Genomic DNA, 26,567 nt, shown 5'->3' with positions numbered 1-26,567 from the left:
CGGCCCTAGGTAGATGACTACCCCGAACACTGCGGAGTCCACCGGTGCGATGACAGTTGCCCAGTTGCGTCAATGGTTGCGTGACTGGGTGTGCACCACGACCGGGCTGGATGCCTCCGAGATCAGCGACGATAAGCCGATGCAGTCGTTTGGCTTGTCGTCGCGGGATGCGGTGGTGCTGTCTGGTGAGCTTGAAAACCTGCTGGATGTTCAGTTGGATGCGACTATCGCCTATGAGTATCCGACGATTGCGGCTTTAGCCCAGCGTTTGGTTGATGGTCCAGCCGAGGGCGGGGTGGGGTCGTCTGCTGCTGCGGATAGTATCCGTGCGTACGCCAGTGGTTCCGCGGACGCCAGCGATCATGACGTCGCGATTGTTGGTCTGTCGGCGCGTTTCCCGGGCGCAGCAGATGCTGAGGCAATGTGGAAGCTACTGGTAGAGGGTCGGTCCGCTACTGGTGAGCTGCCGCTTGGCCGTTGGTCGGAGTACGCCAGCGATGAGGTGATGGCTGCGAAGATGCAGCAGGTCAACACCACTGGCGGTTATTTGGATGATATTGCCAGCTTCGATGCGGAGTTTTTCGGTTTGTCGCCGTTGGAGGCAGCCAATACGGATCCGCAGCAGCGCATCATGATGGAGCTTGCGTGGGAGGCGTTGGAAGACGCACATATTCCCGCTAATGAGCTACGGGGCGGCAATGTTGGCGTGGTTATCGGTTCCACCAACAATGACTATGGGGTGATGATCGCTTCGGATCCTGCGGAGGCGCATCCTTATGCGCTGACGGGTAATTCCAGTGCGGTGATCCCCAACCGTATTTCTTATGCTTTTGATTTCCGCGGCCCGTCGATCAGCGTTGACACTGCGTGTTCTTCGTCGTTGGTGGCGGTGCACCAGGCGGTTCGTGCGTTGCGTGCGGGCGAAGCGGACGTCATGCTTGCCGGCGGCGTCAATATTATGGCTTCGCCGTTTGTTTCCACTGCTTTCGGTGAGCTCGGCGTGATTAGTCCGAGTGGTGCGATCAAAGCGTTTTCCGAGGATGCGGATGGTTTTGTCCGTTCCGATGGCGCCGGTTTGGTGGTGCTCAAGCGCGTGAAGGACGCCGTTGCGGATGGCGACACGATTTATGCCGTTATCAAGGGTACGGCTGTGAATTCCGATGGCCGATCCAATGGTTTGACCGCGCCGAATCCGGATGCGCAGGTGGCTGTGTTGCAGCGCGCTTACGCGGACGCTGGCATTGAGCCGAGCCAGGTTGATTATGTGGAGGCCCACGGCACCGGCACTATTTTGGGTGATCCGATTGAGGCTACTGCGCTGGGTGCGGTGTTGGGTCGCGGGCGCGACGCGGATAAGCCGCTGTTGCTGGGCAGCGCCAAGACGAACTTTGGGCACTCCGAGTCCGCTGCGGGTGCTGCTGGTTTGATCAAGGTTGTGCAGGGTATGCGCAATGGGACGATCGCCCCGTCGCTGCACTTCGCGGGGCCGAACCCGTACATTGATTTCGATGCTGAGCATCTGGAGGTTGTTGAGGATCCTCGTGAGTGGCCGAGCTATTCTGGTCGCGCGGTTGCGGGTGTGAGTGGTTTCGGTTTTGGCGGAACCAACGCGCATGCCGTGGTCAGCGAGTTTGTGGCTACGGATTATCCCGAGTTGGCGGACCCCGATGAGGCTCCCGCTTTGCTGCTGGGTGCTGATGATCCGACCCCGTTGGTTGTGTCGGGTTTGTTGCCTTCGCGTCGCCGTACTGCTGCAGCTGATCTTGCGCAGTTTATTGATGACGCCGCGATTGATGACGTCGCGGGTCTGCGTGCCGTTGCGCGTTCGACTGCTCGGCGTAACCATGGTCGTTCCCGTGCGGCCGTGTTGGCTGCGAATGCTGAGGACGCAATCAAGCGGTTGAACATCGTGGCTGAGGGTAAGAAATCCCCAGGTATTGAGGTTGCGGACTCTCCCGAACAGGCCGGTCCGGTGTTTGTGTACTCGGGGTTCGGTTCTCAGCATCGCAAGATGGCGAAGGACTTGATGGCGAGCTCGCCTGTGTTCGCCGAGCGTATGCGCCAGCTTGATGAGATTGTGGATTTCGAATCCGGTTGGTCGGTGTGCGAGATCATCGCCGATGACGAGCAGACGTACAACACGGAGACTGCACAGGTTGCTATCACGGCCATCCAGATCGCTCTGACGGATCTGCTGGCGCACCTGGGTGCCCGCCCGGCTGCTGTGATGGGCATGTCCATGGGTGAGATTGCTGCCGCTTACGCAGCCGGTGGTTTGAGCGCTGAGGACGCGATGCGTGTGGCTTGCCACCGCAGCCGCCTGATGGGGGAGGGCGAGCAGTCCCTTCCCGAGGATCAGCTGGGTGCCATGGCAGTGGTGGAGTTCAGCGTCGACGACCTCGATGCCTTCATCGCCGACAACCAGGAGTTCGAAGGTATCGAACCAGCTGTCTATGCAGGCCCCGGCATGACGACCGTTGGCGGCCCGCGCGAGAAGGTTATTGCGCTGGTTGAACACCTGGAAGCTCAGGAAAAGTTCGCCCGCCTGCTCAACGTCAAGGGCGCCGGCCACACCAGTGCCGTCGAACCCCTGTTGGGCGAACTGGCAGCAGAAACAGCGGACATCACCCCGATGCCGCTGCACACACCACTGTTCAGCTCAGTCGACCGCGGTGTCACCTATCAGCCCGGCCAGGTTATTCACGACTCCGAATACTGGACGCGCTGCACCCGCGGCCGCGTCTGGTTCCTGGATGCCACCCAGGAGGCCTTCGCAGCTGGCCACATGATGCTTGTTGAAATCAGCCCCAACCCGGTGGCATTGATGGGCATGATGAACACCGCTTTTGCCTCCGGCAAGCCCGACGCGCAGCTGACGTTCGCGCTGAAACGCAAGGTGCCCGCGACGTCATCACTGTTGGAGCTCCTGGCCAAACTGTACGCTGCCGGCCAACCCATCCGCTTCGATCGGGTGCTGGGTGACGGCAAGCGCGTCAGCGCGCCGGGTATGCGGTGGAAGCACCAGCGCTATTGGACGGCGGCCCGCCCGACCTCCACCCAGCGCACCGACCTTCCGGGTAGCCGCGTGAACTTGCCTGATGGTGCGGTGGCGTACTCCATCGTCGCTGACATGGTGCCCAGCGCTTTGGCGTTGATCGAGACTGCAGCGGAGGACGCGCTGCCGGGGTCGTCTGTCTTGGCGTCTGAGGAGCACGCGAGCCTGCCGACGTCTGGTGACATTACGACCGTGGTCAATCGTCATATTGGTGGCGCGGTGATCAAGGTTTACCGCGTGATGGGCGACAAGACCGTCCTGCTGGCCGAGGGTTTTGCTGCAGCCGGGCTACCTGGTTTTGGTGAGACGGCGGGCGTGGTCGCTGGGGCTGCCACAGACGATGGCGCTGCTGCGGCGTTTGCACCCACCGGTGGCATGCCGCTGGCCGCAGAGGTCGCAGAAGAGGCCGACGATTCCATGCGTTGGGACCCGGCCTCTGGCGAATCGGTGGAGGATCGCATGCGTGCGATCGTCTCCGAATCCATGGGTTACGACGTCGACGATCTACCCGGTGAGCTCCCGCTGATCGACCTAGGCCTCGACTCGCTGATGGGCATGCGCATTAAAAACCGCATCGAGCATGACTTCGCAATTCCGCCGCTGCAAGTGCAGGCGCTGCGTGATGCCTCTGTCGCAGACGTCGTGAAACTGGTGGAGGACCTCGTCGCCGGCCGCACATCTAGTGATGACGTCGCGACGGTTACTGCCCCAGAACCCTCCGCTGCGGACGGTGGCGACAGCTCCGAGGAGCCGCCGGTGGCTGCAACCCAGGCAACTGGCGTGGGTGTTGCACCCCGTGATGCATCCGAACGCCTCGTGTTTGCGACCTGGGCGACCATGACGGGCAAGGCGGCAGCCGGCGTCACCAGTGAATTGCCTGAGGTAGACGACGCCACCGCAACTAAGATCGCCGAGCGTCTCACCGAACGCGGCGGGGTAGAGATCACCGCGCAGCAGGTGCGTGAAGCTGGGGCGTTGGAGGACCTCGCCAACATCGTGCGTGAAGGCCTCGAAACCGAGGTAGAGGGCAACATCCGCGTGCTGCGGGCTAGGCCAGAAGGCTCCACCAAGCCGGCCGTGTTCATGTTCCACCCCGCCGGTGGCTCCTCTGTGGTCTACCAGCCGCTGATGCGTCGCCTACCCGAAGACATCCCCGTCTATGGGGTTGAGCGCCTGGAAGGGCCGCTGCCCGAGCGCGCTGCCGCATACTTGGATGAAATCAAGCAGTACTCGGACGGATTGCCTGTCGTGCTGGGTGGTTGGTCCTTCGGTGGCGCCATCGCCTACGAGGTAGCCCACCAACTGGCACAACCCGGGGCGCCGGAGGTCGAGGTGGCGCACATCGTGCTGCTTGACACCGTCCAGCCCTCCGAGCAGGTTCCCGACACGTTGGAAGAAACCAAGGCCCGGTGGGAACGCTACTCGGCCTTCGCGAAGAAGACCTACGGCCTGGACTTCCCCGTGCCCTACGAACTGTTAGAGACCGCCGGTGAGGACGCCATGCTGCAGATGATGGCGGACTTCCTCGCAACCACCGACGCCTCCGAACACGGGCTTAGCGCCGGCGTACTCGAACACCAACGCGCATCCTTCGTCGACAACCGCATCCTCGACAAAGTCGATCTTGCGCAATGGGCCGACGTGAAGGTGCCCGTGTTGCTGTTCCGCGCGGAACGTATGCACGATGGCGCCATCGAACTGGAACCCAGGTATGCCAAGATTGACCTAGACGGTGGATGGTCGGCTATCGTTGACGAGTTAGACATCATCCAGCTCCGCGGCGACCACCTGGCAGTCGTCGACGAGCCAGAGATCGCCAAGGTTGCGGCTCGCCTGGCGCAAGCAATCGGCGAATAAGCCCCCACCGGGTGTAAAACCTAAAACATGTGGATGACACATGACCACGATTTGTTAAGAGAGGCAGTAAGGCACAGTGAGTAGCACTACGGCAGAAAAGCTTGCTGACCTGCGCGCACGCCTAGAGCAAGCGCAGGACCCCGGCAGCGAGCGAGCACGCGAAAAGCGTGACGCCGCGGGACTAACCTCGCCACGCCAACGCATCAACCGCCTGCTCGACAAAGGCTCCTTCGTCGAAGTCGGAGCCCTCGGCCGCACCCCCGACGAACCCGACGCCCCCTACGGTGACGGCGTCGTCACCGGCTACGGTCGCATCGGCGGACGCCCCGTCGCCGTCTACGCCCACGACAAAACCGTCTACGGCGGATCCGTCGGCGTCACCTTCGGCCGCAAAGTCTGCGAAATCATGGACATGGCCATCAAAATCGGCTGCCCCGTCATCGGCATCCAAGACTCCGGCGGAGCCCGCATCCAAGACGCCGTCACCTCCCTGGCAATGTACTCCGAAATCGCCCGCCGCCAACTACCCCTGTCCGGCCGCAGCCCCCAAATCTCCATCATGCTGGGCAAATGCGCCGGCGGAGCCGTCTACGCGCCCGTCACCACAGACTTCGTCATCGCCGTCGAAGGCCGCGCAGAAATGTACGTCACCGGCCCCGACGTCATCAAAGAAGTCACCGGAGAAGTCATCACCTCTGCAGAACTCGGCGGCGCCCTCCAACAAGCCCACAACGGTAACGTCTCCTACGTCGCCACCGACGAAGAAGACGCCTTCAACTACGTCCACGACCTACTCGACCACCTACCACTCACCTGCCACGAACCCGGCCCCCAATTCTGGGCCCCCAGCGACGACGCCGTCTCCGCCGACGAAGCACTCGACAGCTTCATGCCCGACGACACCAACGCCGGCTACGACATGCACGACCTCCTCGGCAAACTCTTCGACGACGACAACTTCCTCGAAATCCAAGGCGAATTCGCCCAAAACATGATCACCGGATTCGCCCGAATCGATGGCAAATCAGTTGGCGTCATCGCCAACCAACCCCTCGTCTACGCAGGCTGCATCGACGCCGACGCCGCAGATAAAGCCTCCCGCTTCATCCGCATCTGCGACGCCTACAACATCCCCCTCCTCTTCGTCGTCGACACCCCCGGCTATCTCCCCGGCGTCGACCAAGAAAAACAAGGCCTCATCCACCGCGGCGCCAAACTAGGCTTCGCCGTCGTCGAAGCCACCGTCCCCAAAGTCTCCCTCATCGTCCGCAAAGCCTACGGCGGAGCCTACGCAGTCATGGGATCCAAAAACCTCACCGGCGACATCAACCTCGCATGGCCCACCGCACAAGTCGCCGTCATGGGAGCCGCAGCAGCAGTCGTCATGATCCAAGGACGCCAACTCGCAGCCGCACCACCCGAGCAACGCGACTACCTCAAAAAAATCTTCATGGACTTCTACGACGAAAACATGACGAGCCCCTACGTCGCAGCAGAACGCGGATACATCGATGCAATGATCGCACCCAGCGAAACCCGCATCGCCCTCCGCCAAGCCTTCCGCCAACTCGAAACCAAACAAGAAGAAACCCTCGCCAAAAAGCACACCATCATGCCCATGTAGGGGGTGGTGGGGGCTGATGTAGTCGCTGTTCACTTGGCTTCGACGGCGTCATCGCTGTGCTCACGCCCCTAGTGCCAATCATGACAGTGAAATTAGCCTCCGCGGAGGTGGCTGCCTAAAACTGCGCCTTAGTGCCGAGCCTGCCTGCCTGCCTGCCTGCTGCGTCGGCGATGCGGCCGTGCGCTAGTGGAGGCCAAAAAGATGAAATAGTTCACAATATTATGGATTCTATGGTATGGGACATTATTGTTCGCTAGGCTGCTTTTCAAGCAAAACTAATTAGCTGTCTTGGAGGTTCCACTGCCCGTCCCACCACGGGTCTGGAATCCCAACGGTTTGAGCATCATAGGGTTATTGCCCCAGGGTGGGCGGCGCAGAATTATGCGGATACACCACTCAAAAGGACTTGACCGATGCTGATGCTACGGGCGCTTATATCGTTGAATCCTTAAGTGTCATTGACAGGCATACTGGAGATGAAGTCGACCGGGTGAGGTTACCTAAGCCAGAGTCTGAAAAGTACTTTCGGCAGTATACTTCTATCGCGTTCGCGCCTGAAGGGTTCTAGTCTTTGCTGGTCAGGGTGAGCAGCAGTCTCCAGCCGAAGAGCAGCAGCGCACTCATCACGGTAGCCACGATGACGAAGCTCCAATGCGGAACCCGGCCGTTATACAACGCCCATTCGACGAGCCCCACCACCACGGCGAGCGCCCACACCCACACACCTTGAGTGAAAAGAGGCAACCGTCCACGGCTGCGCTGCAGCCCGTGGACCACCAGCCATCCCAACAACACGCCGGTGCCAAACTGAGAGACCGTGTGCAGCCACTCTTCGAAAGACAGGCTATGGTGCGCCATGTGGGCCAACAGAGAAAAAGCACCGATTGCCATCAGGTCGGCAAGGAGTCCCGGTAAGCCGCCGGTGCCCTGGCGTTCAGAAAGTTTCATAACGCCCAAGATAACAGCTATCCCTCGGCTAGCTGTTCCCGCACCGAATCCGCTAACTTATCCTTCGTCGCCGCATACACAATCCACCCAATGCCGGTCACCATGAAAAACGTAATCAGGCGATAAATCAACACCGTGCCCAACGCATCCATACCCGTCATCCCCACAGCCACCAGTGTGCCCGTCATCGCCGTCTCCACCGGCCCCAAACCCCCCGGTGTCGCCTGCACCGCCCCCGCAATTTTCGCCGTCACGAAAGCCAAAATCACCCCAGTGACAGCAGGCCCCGTCGTCGGCCCCTCAACCGCATGCACCACCGCATACCCCGTCACCGCCCACATGCACGCCCACAGCACCACAATGTCGAAAACCCAGTTGCCCAGGGACAACGCCGACACCCACACGAAACGCGGGGCAGTCAGCTTCACCGACTTCAAGCGATCCAATTGCAGCTCGGCCAGCTCCGCCCAGGCGGGTTTGCCGACGATAGCGCAGACCCAACGCGCAGCGGGAAGCAGCACATCCGGGTGCTGAATCAACCAAAACACACTGCCCGCCGCCAACAGCGGCACAATTATTGACGCCGGGGGGATTGACGCCCCAAGAAACAACACGCCGATCACGCCGAGGGTGAGCAGCCACATCGTGGACATCAACCCAGACAGGACGATCTGCCAGGAGCACACCAGGTTGGTCGCCCCCCAGGATTTCATGGTGCGGAAAGAATACAGAGCGGCAAAGGCCTGCCCCGCAGGCAGCGTTGACGACCAAGAGTTGGCAATGAAAGTCAACCGCAGTGTCGAACCATGCCCGGTATGTGTGCCCCCCGCGGTCAGCAAACTACGAAGAACCTCCGCCATACACACCATCGCCAGCAGCGCCGCAGCCACCGCCACCAACAGAGGCCCAACCTCGGCGCTGAGCGCTCGCGCAAAGGACTGCTTCAGCGCATCCCAGTGCCGGTAACCACCCCAGACGAGCAACAGCAGCAGCACGGCGCTGAAGATCTTCTGGCGAGTACCGAACGTGGGCTTCATGGAACTACTCCCTTTAGGACTCTTCCTGCAGGCGCTTAACCAGCTGATCAAACGGGATCAGGTCCGGGTCATCAGTCGTAGTTCTACCACTACGCACCGGCCGAGTATCGACCTGCACATCATCCACAGTCGGCTCCGTGGAAACCTGAAGCGACGCGGCGTCAACGCTAGAACCATGCCCGAAACCACCGATGGCAGTCAGCCACCTGGGCCCCCACCAGTTATCCTCACGCAGCAAATGCATCACCGCAGGCACGAGCAACATGCGGATCACCGTCGCATCCAACAACAGCGCAGCGATCATGCCGAAGGCGATGTACTTCATCATCACGATCTCAGAGAAACCGAACGCGCCACACACCACGATCATGATCACAGCCGCCGCCGTAATGATCGACCCAGTGTGGGCGGTACCGTACACAATCGCATCATCCGTGGACTTACCCTTGCCACGCGCCTCCACCATGCGGGAGACCAAAAAGACCTCATAGTCGGTGGACAAGCCGTAAATGATGGCCATGATCAGCACCAACACGGGGCTCATCAGCGGGCCCGGCGTGAAACCAAACAGCGAAGCCCCAACACCATCAACGAACATCAACGTCAACACGCCCAGCGTGGCGCCCATACCCAGGATCGTCATGATCACAGCCTTCGCAGGCAGAATCACCGAACTGAACACCAGCGACATCAAAATGAACGTCGCAGCGACAATGTAGAGCGCCATCCACGGAAGCTTCTTAAACAGGGCCTCAATGGATTCCACCTCCAAAGCGGGGCTGCCGCCGATGAACACCTCCGCGCCCTCCGGCACCTCAATGGCACGCAGCTGATCAACCACCGCGGCGTTATCACCCCGATCTGCGATGCCCGCCGACAGCACTGTGGTGCCATCCTTCGTCGGCTGGCTAGGGGAGAAACGTCCGGTCAGACCCTCCACCTGGTTAGCCTGCTTAATGATGCTGCTCAAACCACGATTATCCGCGTCGGTCACCACCAACTTGATCGGCTCGGTGCGGTACTCCGGGAAATTCTCATCGAAGGTCTGCTGCGCGACACGCACCTTCTGCTGCGGCGGCAGATAGGTTTCGTTAATACCGCCGAATTTCACCCCAGCAAGCGGCAGCGTCAACGCCAACAGCGCACCCACCAAAGCAACCGTCACCCACACCGAATGCTTAATCGCCCAGGCAGGAATCGCCGCCCACAGGCGGCTCGTGCCCGGCTGCACCAGATCGGCAGTGTCTGTGGTGTCTGCGCTGTTTGTGGCTTGAGCTTTACGGCGCCACGGCATCGACCACATGTCCACCCGGCGGCCCAACAGGCCAAAAATTGACGGCAGCACAGCGATCGACAACGCCGCCGCCAACCCCACCGCACTAATCGCGCCATAAGCCACCGACTTCAAAAACGCCTGCGGGAAAATCAACAATCCCGACAGAGCAACCGCCACCATCGCAGCGGAGAACACCACCGTCTTACCCGCTGTCGCGGTTGCATTAACCACGGCATCCTCCACTGAGGAGCCGGCGTCCAACTCTTCGCGGAAACGGCTGACCATAAACAGGCCGTAGTCGATCGCCAAGCCCAGGCCCAATAGCGTCACCACGGACTGTGCGAACACATTCACCTGGGTAAACCCGGCCAAAATTGCGAGCACACCCAAGGAACCAAGAATGGACAGCACACCCACGATCAATGGCATCGCCGCAGCAACAACCGAAGCGAACACCAGCAACAGCAACACAGCCACTGCGGGCAGCGCGTAAACCTCCGCGCGGGAAATATCGCCGGCCATCCCATCATCCAACGCGTCAGCAATCGCCGTCTGGCCCGCAACTGAGACCTCCAGCCCATCAACCTCGGCAGGGATATCGCCCTCGATCGCCCGGAAATTCTTCAACACATCTTCGCCGTCACCCGCCAAACCGACAGCCGCGAACGCCAAAGTTTTATCCGCATTGAGCAAATTCGGATTGCGCTTTTCAAAGTACGAATTGATGTGTGAAATCTCGGACGGGTGGGCATCCTTAAACGCCGTCAGTTGCTTGTTGACGTCGCGCGCCACGGCGTCATCAGTCAAAGCATCGGGGGATCCCTTAAACATGAGGATGACGTCACCGTTGTTATCGCGGCCGAACACCTCTTGCTCGATTGCTGCTGCACGGGTTGATGAGGAGTTTGGATCATCCCAGCCCTCCTGGCTCATGCGAGCGCCCAGCTGAGTACCCCAGATCAGGTAAATACCCGCGATCAGCGCGACAATTGCCAAGGGCAGCACCCGGCGATACTTAAAGGCAAAGTGGCCCCAACGAACAAACACGGCTTAATCGAACTCCTTAAAAGCGGCGGCGAAACTTCAACGAACTACAGCGAACTCAATGGGCGGAATGGCTGCAACCAAGCACCACCCTCAGGCAAGGAATCCAAGCTTACGCGGGGCAGAGGCTCACGGAAGACACCCGGGATGTCCTCCAGATCACAAAACTCGTAGCGATCGTCGGTGACAGCCCACGAGACGTGCTCCTGGAAACCCACTACGCACACATGGACGCCATCGTCTACCAGGCGGTCCAGGGTGGGTTTGAAATTTTGCCCGTCGGCACTTGCAACAAACACCGAACGCAAAACACCCTGGTTATGGCGGGCATCGATGTGGTTCAGCATGTCGGGATCCACATCAGAATCGTCCGTCAATTTTGGCTTCGCGAACACCGCAAAACCAACATTGCGCAATGCTTCAACCCAGGAGCGAATCCCATCGGCAGCACCGGGTGTGACATTGGTAAACACCGTCGCCTCGGGGGAGATGGGCACATCCAGGTCCTCCGAGAGTTCCTCGCTGCGCTCCAACAACCAGCGGCCCACAGCGTCAAAGCGTGGCCTGTAATTGGCCGACGGGCGGCCTCCAAGGATGGAGCCCAAGCCCATGTCGATATTCGGGGCATCCCAAATCAACAGGGCAATGTCATTCGAGGGGGCAGGGTAGGTATCGAAACTCATTGAAGCCCCTTAACGCTTGCGCCACAGGTACTCGCGGATCGTGTGGTCCTTGTCGAGGCCCTTGCCCTCGAACTTGGTGATCACCTGACGATCCGTCAACTGTGGACATTCCGGCCACGGCCAGCCCAAAAATTCTAACTGCGGTTCAACGTTGACGAGCTCGTCAATCCACTCGGCATAGCCCGCGTGGTCGGTGGCCACATGCAAGACGCCGCCCTTCTTCAGGCGGGATGCAATGAGGTTCAGCGGTCCCGACTGAATAATCCGGCGCTTATGGTGGCGGGCCTTGGGCCACGGGTCGGGGAAGAAAATCCGGATCCCGTCCAAGGACTCAGGAGCGAACATGCGTGCCAGCACCTCCACACCGTCGCCCTTAACCATCCGGATATTCGAGATATCGCCCCGGACAATCGAGCCCAGCAGCTTCGCCAAACCAGGCTTATACAGCTCGACGGCGACCACATTCGTGTCGGCCTCCACGGGAGCCATGGCTGCGGTGGATGTGCCGGTGCCCGAACCGATCTCCACAATCAAGGGAGCCTGCCGACCGAACCACTCCGCGGCGTCAATAATCGAAGAATCCTCCGACAGTTCCTTGCCGAAGATCGGCCAGTTGTCCTCCCAGGTTTTTTCCTGGTTATCGGTGAGGGTGCCTCGGCGAAAGCTCACTGCGCCGAGGCGTGGGTAATCCAGGTCGTCGCCGAAGTCCGTTTGGGGTGGGCGATTGCCCGAAGGGCGCGGATCGACATGGGGGGCTGGTTTGTTAGCGTGTGTAGACATCCCCCTCATTCTGCCTGCGCTGCGGGCTTATATCAATAGGGGAGTGTGGGCGCTCAGCGGAAAGTTCAATGCGTTGAAAAACCGGGGGCGCGTTGTGATTGTTCGGAGCGGCGCAGCACCCCCGTATCGGGGGTGATAAAACGAAAAACTAGGCCAAAAACATGTCGCACATAGTAGAAAGTGCACAGGTCATAGGACTGTGTGAACAGTGTCTCAAAAAAGGCCATGCGGGTGCTGTAGAGAAGCGATTACCCTTTTAAACGTTGAGAACCAACTATGTCAGGAGAAGCGATGTCCGCTGTCACCATCCCCGGCCTCAAAGGCCAAGCCCCCACAAACAACGTCGAACTGCTCACCTGGATCGCTGAAGCAGTCGAACTGCTGCAGCCCGACGAAGTCGTATTCACTGACGGTTCCCAGGAAGAAGCCGACCGCCTCGCAGAAGAGCTCATCGAGGCCGGCACCCTCATCCGACTGAACCCAGAAAAGCGACCCAACAGCTTCCTCGCGCGCTCCAACCCCGATGACGTCGCCCGTGTCGAATCCCGCACCTTCATCTGCTCCGAGACCGAAGAAGGCGCCGGCCCCACCAACAACTGGGTCGACCCGGTCAAGATGAAGGCCGAGATGACCGAGCACTACCGCGGCGCAATGAAGGGCCGCACCATGTACGTGGTTCCCTTCTGCATGGGCCCCATCGACGCCGAAAGCCCCAAGCTCGGCGTTCAGCTCACCGACTCCGCGTACGTTGTACTCTCCATGCGCATCATGACCCGCATGGGCAAGGCCGCACTGGACAAGATCGGTGACCACGGCGACTTCGTCCGCGCACTCCACTCCGTCGGCGCACCCCTGGCCGAAGGCGAAAAGGACGTCGCGTGGCCCTGCAACGAAACCAAGTACATTACCCAGTTCCCCGAAACCCGTGAGATCTGGTCCTTCGGCTCCGGCTACGGCGGAAACGCCATCCTCGCTAAGAAGTGCTACGCGCTGCGTATCGCCTCCGTCATGGCTCGCGACGAAGGCTGGATGGCAGAGCACATGCTCATCCTCAAGCTCACCAGCCCCGAAGGCAAGGCCTACAACATCGCCGCAGCATTCCCCTCTGCTTGTGGCAAGACCAACCTGGCCATGATCGAGCCCACCATCGAGGGCTGGAAGGCAGAGGTCGTCGGTGACGACATCGCCTGGATGCACTTCGGTGAAGACGGCCGCCTCTGGGCGATCAACCCCGAAAACGGCTTCTTCGGTGTCGCACCCGGCACCAACTACGCCTCCAACCCCAACGCCATGAAGACCATGGAACCGGGCAACACCATCTTCACTAACGTTGCACTCACTGACGACGGTGACGTCTGGTGGGAAGGCCTCGAAGGCAAGCCGGAGCACCTCATCGACTGGCTCGGCCGCGACTGGACCTCCGACTCCGAGTCCTTGTCCAGCCACCCGAACTCCCGCTACTGCGTGCCGCTCGAGCAGTGCCCCGTCGCAACCCCGGACTTCAACGACCCCAAGGGTGTGCCGATCGACGCCATCCTCTTCGGTGGACGCCGCCCCGACACCATCCCGCTGGTCACCCAGGCATACGACTGGAACCACGCCACCATGATCGGTGCCCTCCTGGCATCCGGTCAGACTGCAGCAGCAGAAGGCCCCGTCGGCTCCCTGCGTCACGACCCCATGGCCATGCTGCCCTTCATTGGTTACAACGCCGGTGACTACCTGCAGCACTGGATCAACATGGGCAAGAAGGGCGGCGACAAGATGCCCGCCGTCTTCCTCGTCAACTGGTTCCGCCGCGGCGACGACGGTCGCTTCCTCTGGCCCGGCTTCGGTGAGAACAGTCGCGTCCTCAAGTGGATCGTCGACCGCATCGAAGGCAAGGTCGACGCCCGCGAAACCGTCGCAGGCCACACCGCCAACGTCGAAGACCTCGACCTCGATGGCCTCGACATCAACGTCGACGATGTGCGCGAAGCACTGCGTGCACACCCCTCCGAATGGGCTGGCGACATCGACGACAACGAGGCATGGCTCAAGAAGCTCGGCCCCAAGGTTCCGAGTGAAGTGTGGGATCAGTTCGAAGCGCTCAAGCAGCGCATTCGTAACGCAACCAAGTAAGATTAATTAGCGTCAGGTCAAGATAGGCGGGTAATGGTTCAATTGAGCCGTTACCCGCCTTTCTTTTTCACCACAATTACCAGGTTGCTGGTCAAGAATTCCCGCAGGATCGGCACGCGGACAACCCACCACGCCCACCACGGATGGTAGCGCGGAAAAAACACTGCCCCCTGCCGCCGACCCCACCGCAACCCCTGTGCACAGGACACCGCGAACAGGGACTCACCAAACACATTCTTCGGGCGCCGGCCGTGCACACGTTCATAACGACGTCGCGCAAAATCACCGCCCACATAATGCGGCCACAGGCCTGTTTCGTGGCCACCAAAAGGGCCTAGCCACACTGTGTAACTCAACACCATCACCCCGCCCGGCTTCGTCACACGCAGCATCTCATCCGCCATCTGCCAGGGTTTGGTCACATGCTCCGCCACATTCGACGAGTACACAACATCAAAGCACTCGTCCCGAAACGGCAAGTCCATGCCGGAGCCCCGAACACTCGCCGGCACCGAAATCCCCGCAGCAGCCATCTCGCCAACATCCGGCTCTACCGTCACGTAGTCCATGCCGCGCGAAGCAAAAGCCCGATGGAAATACCCCGGACCACCCCCGACATCAAGCACTGCAACAGGTTCCCCCGATACCTCCATGTCGGCGGCGATAGCCACGATCAGTTCCGCGGTATCCTCCGCGAGTGGCCCGTAAAAACGTCCAGGATCCGACTGCTCGAAAGAGAAAGACCTTAACAAGCGCCACGAACGACGCAGCATCGCCACTGCTGCCACCCTGCCTAGCGGCGCGCACAATCGATCCGATACGAAAGTAAAAACCACACCAGGTAGCCTAACGCTTATGAAGGTGCTCATGTTGTGCTGGCGAGACAGCACCCACCCCCAAGGCGGCGGCAGTGAACGCTACCTCGAACGCGTCGCCGAATACCTCGCCGCACACGGACACCAGGTCACCTACCGCAGCGCGAAGCACCCAGGTGCACTCAGAAAGCAGCAACGCAACGGGGTTACGTACATCCGTGCGGGCGGCAAATTCGGCGTATACTTTCGCGCACAGTTAGCGATTGTGTTGCAGCGCTACCGCGACGTCGACGTCGTTATTGATACCCAAAACGGTGTCCCCTTCTTCGCCCGACTGTTCACAACAAAGCCGGTCATCCTGCTCACCCACCATTGTCACCGTGAACAATGGCCAGTCGCGGGCCCCGTACTGTCTCGTATCGGCTGGTGGTTAGAATCCGTTGTGTCGCCGCGGGTGCATCGCAGCACGACGATCGTCACCGTCTCACAGCCCAGCGCCGACGAACTCGCGCAACTCGGTGTTCCTAGCATCACGATTATCCGCAACGGTATCGATCCTGTCCCGGCCGCGCCGCAGGGGGTGGAAAAAAGTCATCCCCACAGGCTGGTCACCCTGTGCAGGTTGGTGCCGCATAAAGATATTGAACACGCACTCGATGTCCTCGCCGCGATCGACAGCACCCACCTCGATATCATTGGCAGTGGCTGGTGGGAAGACGAACTCAAAGCCTACGCAGTCGATCTGGGGGTTGACCATCGCGTCACTTTTCACGGCCACGTCAGCGAAACCCGCAAGCATCAACTTCTCGATGGTGCGGATATTCACCTGCTTCCAAGCCGCAAAGAGGGTTGGGGGTTGGCGGTCATTGAGGCGGCGCAGCATGGTGTGCCGACGGTCGGTTATCACAGTTCGCGTGGGCTTCAGGATTCCATCATCGACGGCACCACCGGCTTGCTGGTCGACAACAAGGCCCAGTTGATCACCAGTACCCGTTGTCTTCTTGATGACGCCGCGTTGCGTCACCGTCTCGGGGATGCTGCCCGCATCCGCGCGACCACGTTCAGTTGGGAAAAAACCGGGGAACAGTGGGAAAAGCTCCTCGAGAAAACGGTTGCTCCACCAACCGGTAGCTAATATCGCTGACCCACAAGGACAACACGATGGTCGCAAGCGTCACCACGAAGAAGTGGCCGGTGAACGGCGCTATGCCCAACACCGGGAAGACCAACGCCAGCACCGGTAGGTGCCAGAGAAACAGCGAGTAGCTGCGCAGCCCCACCCAACGCATGGGTCTCGAGGCCAGAAGCCCCCCTGGTGCGAGCGCAAACGGTGCGACTATGCACCAACCAAACACGGTGCCCAACACGATCCGCGCAACAAACTGAGTATGCGAGGGGTGCACCAAACCGTGCGGACCCACGATTGTGGCGGTAACCAATGCGGCCAAAGCTAGCCCCAACAACGGCCACCGTCTGCGTGCCACAGCCACCAACCACCGTGGGGGAGAAGCCTCAAGACGAGCCAGAATAATCCCAGCCATAAACCACGACGTAAACGCTGGGGGCATGATCTGCGGATTAGGCCCAAAAGGAACCCAATCCCAGCCCAAGCTCACACACGCCAGCGCAATCAACAGCCACGAAGGGACTCGGGAGGCAAAAGGCAACACCACGTACCACGCCACTTCCACGCACAGCGACCACAGGTGAGTAATGCCCGGCGCCAAGCCCACATAAATCTGCGTCAACGTCAGCGTCGACACGACCACCGACCACGGTTGGGGATAGATCGCGAAAGCAACCAAGACGCACAATAGGTAAGCAGGCATGATGCGGCGCACGCGTTTAATCGCATATTCCCCATACGGGCCGAAGCCGCCGCGCGACAGCACAAACGCACTCAGTACAAAAAAGACCGCCACGAACAAATCAAAACGCTCAGGCAGACGATGGCCGGTCTGAAAAGACGTATGTGTCAACAACACACCCATGCTCGCCACGGCGCGCAGCCCATCAAGGCTGGGGTTGTAAGGTGGTTTGTACACTGTATAAAAACTAGTCGAAAGGCGGACTGCATGGCGGCAACGGCGCCACAGCGCATCCTCGTGGGACTCGGGACCTTCCTCTTCGTCCTATCTATCCTCATCCCCACAGTCCTCGTCCCCCGCCTCCGCGTCATCCCCCTCGACGCCGGCGGCCGCACCGTCACCGAAGAAACCACAGCAACCCTCTTCGACGCCCGCGCCTTCGCCACCAACACCGCCCTCGACCAGTACAAAAACGACCCCGACTGCACAGCAGAAGGCGATCTGCCCACCAAATGCTTCATCGGCAACACCCCCGTCCAAGGCGTCCGTAACATCTCCACCGTCGAACCCTCCGACAAAAAGCTCGTCACCCTCCGAGCCGGCAACGTACTTATGCGCCTCGACAAAAACGAAGCCGAAGCACTCATCTCCGCCACCGTCGACACCGTCACCCTCGACCGCCGAAGCGCCTACCCCAAAGAAGACTCCACCTTCTATGCAGTCGCCCCCGACCTAGGCCTCGACGACTCCACCGGAGCCTTCCAACGCGAAGGCCTCCAATACCAATTCCCCTTCCACTCCGAACGCAAGTCCTACCCCTACTTCGACACCACAGCACAAACCGCCCACCCCATCGATTACCTGGACGATGAAACCCGACACGACGTCAACACCTACACATACACCCAAAAACTCGACGCAGTGAACATGTTTGACGCCATCCAAGGCGTCTTCACCCGCGACGGCAACGTCACAGACAAAGAAAAAGCAGCCCTCGCAGGACTACGCATGCGCAGCACCGCAGGACGCTGGTACAGCCCCTCAGAACTGCAAGAACGCGGCCTCAAACCAGACGACAACATCGTCATGACCCGCTACTACACCGTTGAACGCACCCTCAACGTCGAACCCACCACCGGCGTCATCGTCATGGGGCAAGAAAAACTCCACTACTTCTTCGCCTCCACCCCAGAAGAAGCCGACACCGTTGTACGCACCGGCGAAGTCAGCCCCTACCGCACCGCACTACGCGTCGACGCCCAATGGAACAGTGACACCCAAGACGCACAAACGAGCAAAGCTACCGAAGGCCGCACCAAACTTAAAGCGCTAGCCACCGCCCGATACATCAGCCTGCTGCTAGGCGTAGCAATGCTCCTCTGGGCGGCCTACAGCATCTACCGCAGCCGACGAACCACCAGCTAAAACCATGTGGGGATTCGCCTGGCGGGACTGGGTTGTCGTACCCCACCCAGCCCTAAGCCCCGACAACTTCGGAACCGGCGACCTCCCCGCACGCAACGCACCCCAAGACGGAGTACTCGCCCTCTGGGGAATCCTCGCACCCGCCCCGTGGCTGTGCCTCATACTCATGACGGTCGCGCTGCTCGCCGGAGCACGCGCAGCATGGCGCGGCCCCAACCCCGCACTGGCACTACTAGTCTTCATCTGCAACCCACTGGTCATCGAACGCCTCCTCCAAGGACACTGGTCCCTCGTCATCTGCATCTGGCTCCTACCAGCCATCGCACACAGCGCACTGAAACAGCACCCCAGCCTATGGGCCTACCTATGGCTCGCATCCATCACCCCCACCGGCTGCATACTCGCCGCACTCACCGCCTGGATCTGCCAAGGGCAACTCCGCAACTGGAGAACTCCACTAGCAGCCCTAGCTCTGTCCGCCCCCTGGCTCATCCCCACACTCATCAACCACCCCACCAGCCCACCCACCGACGCCTTCATCTTGCGCAGCCAAATCCACGCCCCAGCAGGCGAACTACTCACAGCCCTAGGCATGCGAGGCATCTGGAACACCGACGCCGTCGCCGCAGGACTCCCCATCGCCAGCGCACTGCTGACCATCATCATCCTCGCCCACCTTCGCCCCCGCGACGTCATCACCCGAAAACTCCTCCTACTCGCCGCCATCGGCATCGCAGCGGCACTCATCCCCGGGCCCTGGATCCTCCGCGACTCCACCAAAATGCTCGCCCTCGCAACACCACTACTCATCCACGGCGCACACACCATCACCAAGCACACCATGAAGATCGCCGCAGCCGCACTCGCCCTAGCCGGCACCTGGGGCGCACCCGCACAACTCACCGCACTCGCACCCATCGACTACCCACAGAGCTGGCAGCAACTCGCAACCCAAGCCCACGGAAGAGAAGTGCTCATCAAAGGCCCCAACGGGATCGTCACCTACCAACAACGCGTCGTCGTCGACCCACGAAGCAAAATACTCAACACCGTCCAATCCGGGGAACTCAGCGTCGACGGCCGCACCATCGACCCACCCACCCCCCGCTACCAATGGGCCCAACAAGCAGACGACCAACACCTACGCGACGCAGGCATCGGAGTCGTCATCGAGCGTGACGGCACAATCCGCGACCTCGGACCAACACCAACACCCACCCCAACACTCGGAATCGCACTCACATGCTGGTGGATACTTCTAGGAGCATCCAGTGCGCTCTACTGGAGATACGCAACTCGCCGGGCTGCACATCCTCAACCCACGAGCCCACATCACTCGTGATACGCACCCGCATAGGCGCATGGATGACCAGCGTCCGCTCCAACGACGCCTCCGGAACCATCACCCGCTGCAACAACACCGCCCGCGTCTGAACTGGAACATCGACCCGCACCGAACGATCTACATCAGCAAAACGCACATCCGCAACACCCACACCATCAACCCCCACCCGCACGCGATCACTGGGCCCAGGCACACGCACGCGCACCCGCTCGCCATCAGACACCAACCGACTCACACGCCCAGCATCAGACTCGAACCACACCACACCACGACCAGAAGCAACAAACTCCACCCAAGGAGCAACCACAGGCGCAGCATTACGCAACTCAATCCACGCCGGGCCCACAGGCTCCCACGCAGATTCCACATCACCATCAACTGCTGCCGTGTAGCCAGGCTGCGACGCACGCACCTCACCACGAACAACCGCAGGCACAGGATCCGCCACACTCGCATAATCCCGCGGAGAACCCCCAGTTAAAAACTCCGACGGGCGCCCGAGATCCCCAAAATCACGCCCCACCAACGCAGGCGTATCAGTCACAACATCCCCCGACGCCCCAGGAACACATCGCTGGCCATACAGTGCAGCCACCAACGCCACAGCCTCACCCGCACCCCGCATCGAGCAAGCCGGAAGGTCCACAGGATCCCCCAACACCGCGACGTCAACACGCCCAAAATGCTTCACAGGCACACCCGCGCGAACCAAACGCCGCGAAAGAGAATCCGAATCCGCCACCCACAACGACGGCTGCGCCACCGCAGACATATCCAGGTCATGACGCACCACAACCATGCCAAAACCCAACGCCCGCAACGCCCGCACCGCATCCACAGGCTCCACAGACTCGTCTCCCAACACAGCCATCACACCATCAAGCTGACGAATATCCTCCGACTCAACAATCGGAATAGCATCCCGAAGCACCCACGGAACACGCAACAACGGCTGAAAAGGATCATCACGAGTCCACCCCCAATCCTGCCGAGCAAACTGCGCCGCCGGAGTGATCAGCGTCGTGCCCACAGCATTGGCATTGATGTAATCCGCAGCCTCCTGGTAATAGCCCGGCACCCGCTCGTAAGCACCCAACGGGGCCAAACGCCCAGTCCACGCAGGAGAAACCGCCAACACAACCAACAACAGCACACCGCTACGCACAGCTGAATGAGCCCACCGGCTCAACCCGATGCCCACCCCAACACACAGCGGAATACGAACCAACAAATCAAACTTGTGCACGTTGCGAAAAGCCACCAACGGCCCATCCAACACCGACGGAACAAAACGCGAACCCACCAACAGTACAACCCCCACCACCAACATCAGCAGCCACGGAGAGCGCGCACGCACCAAACCGATCAACCCCACCACCGCCACCGCAGTAGTAATAAACACCCACTCCGATTGCACCGCCATCTCATGGGCCGCCGCGCGCTCCCACGACACAAAAGGCACCCAACTGGTCGCACCACGCAACACATTAAGCACGCTCATCGGGGCCGTCGTCACCGACGCCGACTCGATATAGTCCATAAACGGCGGGGCCACCTTCGCGAAACGGAACAGCGGCACCAACCACCACAGGCTGACCAACACAACCTCGCCGCCCCACAACACAACACGACGCCACGGAACCCACCCACGCACCACACCCCACACAGCCACCAACGCCGCAGGCACCAACGCAGCCACCGACGCCGCAGCATTCACCGCACCCAAACACCCCGCAGCAACAACCGAACCCCACAACGGCACAGCCCAACCGTCACCCCGACGAATGAACGCCAACAACACCCACGGCGCCACCATCATCGGCCACGTCTCCGAAGAGATCGCCCCCAACGTAGCAACTGTATGCGGCGACAACACATACGCAACAGAGGCCACCGAAGAACCAGTCAGCCGGAAAAACCCCACATACCCCACCGACAGCACCAGCCACCACCACAAGCGCTGCGCCACCCAATCAGGCAACGGATCCGCTAAAGCAAAAAACAACCCCTGCGGAAACACATACCCATACGCCTGATTCTGAACAGGAAAGACATCAAAAGCATGCTTCAGAAAATGCCACGGATCCGCAACCAAATCATGCTTAGTATCCGCAACAGTCAACCCCGGTGACTGAAGAAAACACAGCACCCCCAACAAGGGCACCGCAAGTGTCAGCGGCAGCCTATTGACGGCTGCCGTACTCGGCACTCCCAAGAAGCGCATCCTCGTTAGCAATCGGGCGATCATCAGGCAAAGAATTATCCGACGCCACCGAAGCGACACCGAACACCAACGCCACCGCCGCAGCAGCACCAACCACTGCGCTCGCCAAAATTACTCTCACAACACAACACCCTATCAGTCCAGCGGCGGCACAATAAACACAGGCAAACCCGCATTATTAATAACGTTGTCCGCAGTGCTCGACTGCCACAAGGACTTCAACCCCGTCACCGCACGCGTACCCGACACAATCACATCAGGCCGCAACTGATCCGCGGCGTCAACAATCGCAGACCAAATCGCCGTCGTCGACTCAACCAAATGCGCCTCCGCAGTAAGACCCAAAGACTCAGCCAACTCCACCCCCTCGCGGCACACAGACAAAGCCTCCGCCCGTGCAGGATCCTCCATCTCATCAACCGCATTCCACGACACCTGATGCAAACCCGTCGCACCAGCAGCCTTCGCTGCCTGACGATGCAACGGCTCCCACGCAGTCAGAATGAACACATGACGCGGCGTCAACAAACGCGCAGCATACTCAACGGCATGCCGGGCCTCATCCGACCCATCAAAAGCGACAAGCATCGTAGTAGCCACAGCACACTCCTTTAACGACAACACAAACTTGTTGCCTACCACCCTAAACTAGACTCAGTTCGAAAGGAGGTCGGCATGCGCAACACTACACAGCACAACGCGCTACGTGCAGCTATCGGCATCGCGGCAGCCGCCCTCGTCGCCACACCCATCACACTGAGCCTATCGACCCAGGACAACCAGCCCGCGACCACACCCATCACACACACCACGGCCGCACCGCCGGCACCGCCCGCGGCAGACATAAGCACCTACGAAGCCGCAGGCGTGCTGATGGTCGGCGTCAACAACTACGACGACGCACTGAACGTGCTCAACCAAGGCGCCGCAGGCATCTTCATCGGTTTTTGGACAGACCCAGCGCTCATTCAACAACTCCCGCAACTCAAAGAAGCCATCGGCCGGCCCTTCAAAGTCAGCATCGACGCCGAAGGGGGACGAGTCGTGCGCCAACCAGCACTGTTCGGCAACCTCCCCTCGCCACGGGTGATGGCAGCCACCATGACCCCGCAACAAGTCCAAAACACCGCCTACGACCTAGGCACACGTCTGCACAACGCCGGCATCAACGTCGACTTCGCCCCCGTCTTAGACCTCGACGCAGGAGACCCCAACGGAGCCATCGGCGACCGCAGCTTCTCCGACAACCCCACCATCGCTGCCACCTACGGTGCAGCCTTCGTCCAAGGCCTCGCCGACGCCGGAGTCCAGCCCGTACTCAAACACTTCCCAGGACACGGACACGCAAGCGGCGACAGTCACACCGGCGACGTCACCACCCCACCCCTAGACGCCCTGCTGCGCGAAGACCTCACCCCCTACGCCACCATCCTCCAACACTGCCAGCCTGCCATCATGTTCGGCCACCTCGATGTCCCAGGGCTAGGTGACCAACCGGCAACAATCAACCCCGCCGCCTACGAACTCCTACGCCGCGGAAACTACGGTGGACCACCGTTTACCGGCACCATCTACACCGATGACCTATCCGGCATGCGCGCGATCTCCGAACGCCTCCCCCTGCCAGAAGCTGCAGCACAAGCCATCATTGCGGGTGCTGACGTCGCGTTATGGATTGACTCGAGTCAACTTCCGGCCGCAGCGCAAGCACTCACCGATGCTGTCGACCGCGGCGAAATCACCGCGCAACAACTTCGCGACAAAGCCACCCGAGCACAAGCAGACGTTGGACTTAATTCCTGCAGCTCACTAAGGTAAACCCCTGTGAAGCGTTGGAAGGTCTACCCATTAAGCGCCCTGCTCGGCATCGGCATCGTCGGGGCCGCCGCATGGGGCATTGACGTCGCCGTCATGAAAGACCGCGTACCCCGCGGCACCACGGTCGCCGGGGTCAACATCGGTGGGATGAGCAAACCCCAAGCCGAAAAAATCCTCCAAGAACAACTACCTACCAGCGCCCCCATCACCGTCACAGCCGGAAACCTAACCGCAGAGTTCAATCCCGCGGCGTCAGGACTGAGCCTCGACCTTCCCGCAACAATCGAGCGTGCAGGAACCCCACGCCTCAACCCCGTAGCGCGCATCAGCAGCTTGTTTAACACCCACGAGGTGGGGGTCGTCAGCGTCGTCAACACCGCCACCTTCAACCCCGCAGTCACCCAACTGGCGCAACAACTGACCGCCGCACCAACCAACGCAGCACTCGACCTTGCCACCGGCCCCACCCAACCAGTCGACGGCCAACACGTAGACCAAGACGAACTCGCCGACAAACTCCAACGCGGCTGGCTCGCCCCCGTCACAATCGACGCAATCGTCGACCCGCCAGAAATCGGCGCCGACGCCCTCGCCGCAGCGCAAGCCATCGCAGACAAAGCAACCAGCAGCGACGTCATCGCCAAAGGCCGCGACGCCCAAGGCGTCATCACCCCCGGCCGCATGCAGGAAATACTGCACTTCATCCCCGAAGGCGGCCAACTGCGCCCCGACCTCGACGCCGAACGCGCCCGCGACATCCTCATGGAAGGCCTCGCCCTCAGCGAACGGCCCCTGAAAAACGCCACCTTCAAACTTGTCAGCGGCAAACCCACCGTCATCCCCAGCAGCGACGGCGTCAAAATTGAATGGAACCTCGAGGACCTCCCCAACCACATCATCGGGGACGCACCGCGAGAATTCGACGTCACCTACACTGACAAGCCCGCAACATACACCACCGAAATGGCCGAAAAAGCCACCTTTAACAACACCGTCGGAGAATTCACCACCGGAGGGTTCAGCTCCGCTTCAGGCGTGAACATTCGCCGCGTAGCCCAAATGGTGGACGGGGCGGTCGTCGCGCCGGGCGAGACGTTTAGCCTCAACGGCTACACGGGGCCGCGGGGTACCGCCCAAGGGTTCGTGGAGTCCGGCATTATCCTCAACGGCCGCGCAGACAAGGCCGTTGGCGGTGGAATCAGCCAGTTCGCCACCACCCTCTACAATGCTGCGTACTTTGCAGGGATGGATGACGTCGCGCACACTCCGCACAGCTACTACATCTCGCGCTACCCCGCGGGGCGCGAAGCAACCGTGTACGAAGGTGCCATTGACCTGCAGTTTAAGAACACGACCCTCAACCCGGTGATCATTCGGGCCTCGGCTAACGACAGCACGGTCACCGTGAGCCTGATCGGCACCAAGAGCGTCAACGTTCAGTCCATCCCCGGTGCGTGGACCAACCCGACCCAGCCGAATACCGTCGAAGTCCACGGACCAGACTGTAGCCCATCGTCTGGGGTGCCGGGCTTCACCACCACCGACACTCGGGTTGTGACAGGTCTTGATGGGCGCGAAATTTCACGCACCACCACGACGACCAAGTACGACCCCGCCCCCATCGTGAAGTGCGTGAACTAAAAACTTACAGTTGGCTGGACCGCTGGGCGTAGGTGAACCTGAAGGTGCGCACGGCAACCAACAGCCACGCTGACACCAAACCCACATAGCTGGCGTAGGCCATGACCAACAATGTGGCCGAGCCCGTGTGGATCGCCAGGCCCGTGATCCCGGTGACGCATGTGCCCACCGGGAAGGTGAACGACCACCAGGTCAAACTAAACGGAAGCCCCTCGAGCGCAGTTTTAATAGTTACTGACGCCGCGATGCACGCCCACAGTAGCGCAAAGCCTAACGTCGGCAGGCCGTAGACGAGTGCGAAAGCCTCGAAGGCCTTTGCCACAGTGTCACTGAGATACGTGAAATGCACCTGGTTCGCCAGGTTGTTCGTCGCAGTAATCGACTGGCCTAGGGGGCCCAAGATGATCCACAGTGTTGGGATCGCGCCGGCTGCGCCGACCTTGTGGTGGGCCAGCTTGTTCCACACAATCGTGATGATGACGATGGAAGCAAACAAACTGAGGCCGAACATCGCATAGCAAGCAAACAACAAAATCGTCGCCGCGCTACCCACATGCGGAACCAACAGTGCGCCCGTGGCCGAGGAGACCATCGGCGGGACCACAGGCATCAACCAACCAGCAAAAGCGCTGTCAGCATTCATCTCGTATCTAGTGAAGGTGAGGAAAGGAATCAACACCGCAGTGAATACGCCGAACGCGGTGCCCACAGACCACAACACGACGTCAATAATCACAGCAGTGTGCCCAAGGAAGGGTTCGCCCACCGTCAACGTACCAGCGCCGACAGTCAAGAAAGCCATAGCCGGAGCGCCATAAAAGTGCGCCATCAGGGGGTTAAGATGATGGGTGCGGGCGACGTCGCGATGCTGAATCCAGTGCAAAGCTGTCAACACGCACAGAACGACCAGCCACATGCTCGCCGCCAACCACACCACCACGCTAAAAGCACGCAACGCTGCGTTGTCGGTAGGAAGAGCAGCCGCGGCATTCGCCACGATGCCGGTGCCCATCACGCTGGCAAACCAGTTCGGAGTCAGGTTTTCTTTCACTCGGACAGTATGCTC

Annotated in this window: 19 protein-coding genes; 8 read left to right on the top strand and 11 right to left on the bottom strand. The window is 60.4% G+C overall.

Going from position 1 to position 26,567, the window contains the following annotated elements:
* The first annotated feature begins 13 nt into the window (after positions 1-13).
* Together pks13 and CARG_RS08955 are read left to right on the top strand one after the other, a co-directional pair.
* On the top strand, positions 14-4,912 hold the full coding sequence (pks13, locus tag CARG_RS08960) for a polyketide synthase Pks13 (protein WP_021012331.1): 4,899 nt from the start codon (positions 14-16) through the stop codon (positions 4,910-4,912).
* A gap of 76 nt (positions 4,913-4,988) precedes the next feature.
* Complete coding sequence (locus CARG_RS08955) at positions 4,989-6,536, top strand: acyl-CoA carboxylase subunit beta (protein WP_021012330.1); 1,548 nt, start codon at positions 4,989-4,991, stop codon at positions 6,534-6,536.
* Positions 6,537-7,100: 564 nt separating this feature from the next.
* Here CARG_RS08955 and CARG_RS08950 read toward each other — a convergent pair.
* The 5 genes from CARG_RS08950 to trmB are packed head-to-tail and all read right to left on the bottom strand — an operon-like array spanning position 7,101 to position 12,304.
* A complete protein-coding gene (locus tag CARG_RS08950; RefSeq protein WP_021012328.1) occupies positions 7,101-7,484 on the bottom strand; it encodes a DUF3054 domain-containing protein in 384 nt (127 codons plus the stop codon).
* A 17-nt stretch (positions 7,485-7,501) separates the two neighbouring features.
* Positions 7,502-8,521 (bottom strand): TIGR00374 family protein, encoded by a 1,020-nt coding sequence (locus CARG_RS08945; RefSeq protein ID WP_021012327.1) that lies wholly within the window; start codon positions 8,519-8,521, stop codon positions 7,502-7,504.
* A gap of 13 nt (positions 8,522-8,534) precedes the next feature.
* Positions 8,535-10,844, bottom strand: a complete 2,310-nt coding sequence (locus CARG_RS08940) for an MMPL family transporter (RefSeq protein WP_021012326.1) — start codon at positions 10,842-10,844, stop codon at positions 8,535-8,537.
* A gap of 44 nt (positions 10,845-10,888) precedes the next feature.
* Entirely contained in the window at positions 10,889-11,524 is a 636-nt protein-coding gene (locus CARG_RS08935; RefSeq protein ID WP_021012325.1) for an NYN domain-containing protein, read from the bottom strand.
* Between the two features lie 9 nt (positions 11,525-11,533).
* Positions 11,534-12,304, bottom strand: coding sequence for a tRNA (guanosine(46)-N7)-methyltransferase TrmB (gene trmB / locus CARG_RS08930; protein WP_021012324.1), 771 nt, complete (start codon positions 12,302-12,304; stop codon positions 11,534-11,536).
* A gap of 291 nt (positions 12,305-12,595) precedes the next feature.
* On the opposite strand from trmB, the gene CARG_RS08925 reads away from it, so the two are divergent.
* The gene (locus tag CARG_RS08925) at positions 12,596-14,425 is read left to right on the top strand and encodes a phosphoenolpyruvate carboxykinase (GTP) (protein ID WP_021012322.1); all 1,830 of its coding nucleotides are present in this window, start codon (positions 12,596-12,598) and stop codon (positions 14,423-14,425) included.
* Positions 14,426-14,475: 50 nt separating this feature from the next.
* Here CARG_RS08925 and CARG_RS08920 read toward each other — a convergent pair whose 3' ends face one another.
* A complete protein-coding gene (locus tag CARG_RS08920; RefSeq protein ID WP_052331985.1) occupies positions 14,476-15,198 on the bottom strand; it encodes a class I SAM-dependent methyltransferase in 723 nt (240 codons plus the stop codon).
* Positions 15,199-15,280: 82 nt separating this feature from the next.
* On the opposite strand from CARG_RS08920, the gene CARG_RS08915 reads away from it, so the two are divergent.
* Positions 15,281-16,375 (top strand): glycosyltransferase family 4 protein, encoded by a 1,095-nt coding sequence (locus tag CARG_RS08915; RefSeq protein ID WP_021012320.1) that lies wholly within the window; start codon positions 15,281-15,283, stop codon positions 16,373-16,375.
* Here the strand turns inward: CARG_RS08915 and CARG_RS08910 are convergent.
* On the bottom strand, positions 16,302-17,285 hold the full coding sequence (locus CARG_RS08910) for an acyltransferase family protein (protein ID WP_041747146.1): 984 nt from the start codon (positions 17,283-17,285) through the stop codon (positions 16,302-16,304). The genes CARG_RS08915 and CARG_RS08910 overlap by 74 nt on opposite strands.
* A 30-nt stretch (positions 17,286-17,315) precedes the next feature.
* Here CARG_RS08910 and CARG_RS08905 point away from each other — a divergent pair, with 30 nt between their 5' ends.
* Positions 17,316-18,473, top strand: coding sequence for a DUF3068 domain-containing protein (locus tag CARG_RS08905; RefSeq protein ID WP_021012319.1), 1,158 nt, complete (start codon positions 17,316-17,318; stop codon positions 18,471-18,473).
* A 4-nt stretch (positions 18,474-18,477) separates the two neighbouring features.
* Positions 18,478-19,815 carry a hypothetical protein gene (locus tag CARG_RS08900; RefSeq protein ID WP_021012318.1) on the top strand — a complete coding sequence of 446 codons (1,338 nt, stop codon included), beginning with the start codon at positions 18,478-18,480 and terminating at the stop codon, positions 19,813-19,815.
* Here the strand turns inward: CARG_RS08900 and CARG_RS08895 are convergent.
* Genes CARG_RS08895 through CARG_RS08885 form a run of 3 tightly spaced genes read right to left on the bottom strand, consistent with a single transcriptional unit; the run spans position 19,712 to position 22,630 of the window.
* Complete coding sequence (locus tag CARG_RS08895) at positions 19,712-22,027, bottom strand: alpha-(1->3)-arabinofuranosyltransferase domain-containing protein (protein ID WP_236620189.1); 2,316 nt, start codon at positions 22,025-22,027, stop codon at positions 19,712-19,714. The two genes, CARG_RS08900 and CARG_RS08895, sit on opposite strands and share 104 nt — an antisense overlap.
* Positions 22,002-22,163 carry a DUF2613 family protein gene (locus CARG_RS09945; protein ID WP_160291997.1) on the bottom strand — a complete coding sequence of 54 codons (162 nt, stop codon included), beginning with the start codon at positions 22,161-22,163 and terminating at the stop codon, positions 22,002-22,004. The genes CARG_RS08895 and CARG_RS09945 overlap by 26 nt, the downstream gene beginning before the upstream one ends.
* Positions 22,164-22,177: 14 nt before the next feature.
* The gene (locus tag CARG_RS08885; RefSeq protein ID WP_041747831.1) at positions 22,178-22,630 is read right to left on the bottom strand and encodes a universal stress protein; all 453 of its coding nucleotides are present in this window, start codon (positions 22,628-22,630) and stop codon (positions 22,178-22,180) included.
* Positions 22,631-22,717: 87 nt separating this feature from the next.
* Between CARG_RS08885 and CARG_RS08880 the strand changes: the two genes are divergently transcribed.
* Complete coding sequence (locus CARG_RS08880; protein WP_021012314.1) at positions 22,718-23,860, top strand: glycoside hydrolase family 3 N-terminal domain-containing protein; 1,143 nt, start codon at positions 22,718-22,720, stop codon at positions 23,858-23,860.
* A gap of 6 nt (positions 23,861-23,866) precedes the next feature.
* Positions 23,867-25,501, top strand: coding sequence for a VanW family protein (locus tag CARG_RS08875; protein WP_021012313.1), 1,635 nt, complete (start codon positions 23,867-23,869; stop codon positions 25,499-25,501).
* A 4-nt stretch (positions 25,502-25,505) separates the two neighbouring features.
* On the opposite strand, the gene CARG_RS08870 is transcribed toward CARG_RS08875, so the two are convergent.
* Complete coding sequence (locus CARG_RS08870) at positions 25,506-26,552, bottom strand: TDT family transporter (protein ID WP_021012312.1); 1,047 nt, start codon at positions 26,550-26,552, stop codon at positions 25,506-25,508.
* Between the last annotated feature and the right edge of the window lie 15 nt (positions 26,553-26,567).

This window comes from Corynebacterium argentoratense DSM 44202 (assembly GCF_000590555.1).
Taxonomy (GTDB): domain Bacteria; phylum Actinomycetota; class Actinomycetes; order Mycobacteriales; family Mycobacteriaceae; genus Corynebacterium; species Corynebacterium argentoratense.
Note: the sequence above shows the minus strand (reverse complement) of the source record. Positions and strands in the feature narration are given on the sequence as shown.